1 protein-coding gene is annotated in these 1,362 nt (G+C 70.0%); it reads right to left on the bottom strand.

Annotated elements, in window-relative coordinates; genetic code table 11:
* Positions 1–1,362: Ig-like domain-containing protein (locus I004_RS36545; protein WP_028438157.1), on the bottom strand; the 1,362-nt coding region annotated here is incomplete at both ends.

The raw sequence follows: 1,362 nt of genomic DNA, 5'->3' as shown, positions 1-1,362 counted from the left end.
GGTGGGTGTTCCGGCGCCCGGCCCGACCGGCACGACCGCGGCGGTGAAGGTGACCGGCTGCCCGAAGACCGACGGATCCGGGGTGGAGGCGACGGAGGTGGTGGTCGCCGCCTGGTCGACCGTAAGGGTGTCAGTGCCCGTGGAGGCGTTGAAGCGGGGATCGCCTGTGCCTGCGTATGTGGCCGCAATGGCGTGCACGCCCGGAGCCATGGTGCCGATGCTGACTGTCGCGAGGCCGTCGACGAGCGTTCCGGTGAGGGTGGTGGTTCCGTCGATGGTGAAGGTGACCGTGCCGGCCGGAGTACCCGCACCCGGTGCGACGGGAGTCACCTCAGCGGTGAGACTCACCACCTGCCCGGACACCGAAGGATCCGGTGAGGAGGTGACCGTCGTGGTCGTGTCAGCGGGAGTCACGACGTGGGTTTCGCTGCCCGCGGAGGGGGCGAAGTCGGCGTCGCCGTCGTAAGTGGCCGTGCCGCTGTAGGTCCCAGGGGTAAGGGCGTCCGTGGTGATCGTGGCGACGCCGGACGCGTCCAGCGGGACGGTGGCGGTGCCGCCACCGCTCTCGGTGAACGTGACGGAACCGGTCGGTGTACCCGCACCGGGCGGCATCGCCGTGACGGTGGCGGTGAAGGCGACCGGCTGCCCTGACACCGATGGGTCGGGAAGAGAGGCAGCCACAGTGGTCGTCGGTGCCCGGTCGACGGTCTGGGTGTCGGATCCCGTGGACGGGTTGAAGTCGCTGTCGCCGCCATAGGTGGCGGTGATGGTGTAACTCCCAGCGTGGAGCCCACTGTTGGTGACGCGCGCAACACCGTTGGAGTCCAGGGCCGCCGTGACCGGGTCGCCGCCGAGGTCGAAGGTGACCATGCCTGTCGGGACACCCGTCGCCGGAGCCACCGCAGTGACCACCGCGGTGAAGGAGACCGCTTGCCCGTAGACGGACGGATCGGGCGAGGAGGTGACCGTCGTCGTTGTCGAAGCGCCGTTGACGGTGTGGGTACCGGTGCCGGTGGAGGGTGCGAACTCGGCACTTCCCTGGTAGGCGGCGGTGACGATGTGCGGACCCGCGGAGAGTGCGCTGGTGGCGACGACGGCCACACCATCCATCAGCGTGCCGGTGAGTACGGGGCCGCTGTCGACGGTGAAGACGACGTCGCCCGTCGGTACTCCCGCGCCCGGTGGAACCGCGGTGACCGTGGCGGTGAAGGTGACTTCCTGACCCGGCACTGAGGGATCGGGCGAGGAGTCCACTGCCGTGGCGGTGCCGGCCCGGTTGACGGTGTGGGTGTCGGTGCCGGTGGAGGTGCTGAAGCCGGCGTCGCCGTTGTAGGTGGCGGTGACGCCGTGGTTCCCGGTGTC

This window comes from Streptomyces sp. TAA486 (assembly GCF_000426165.1).
The sequence above is the reverse complement of the archived record's forward strand: the minus strand, read 5'-3'. Positions and strand labels throughout refer to the sequence as shown.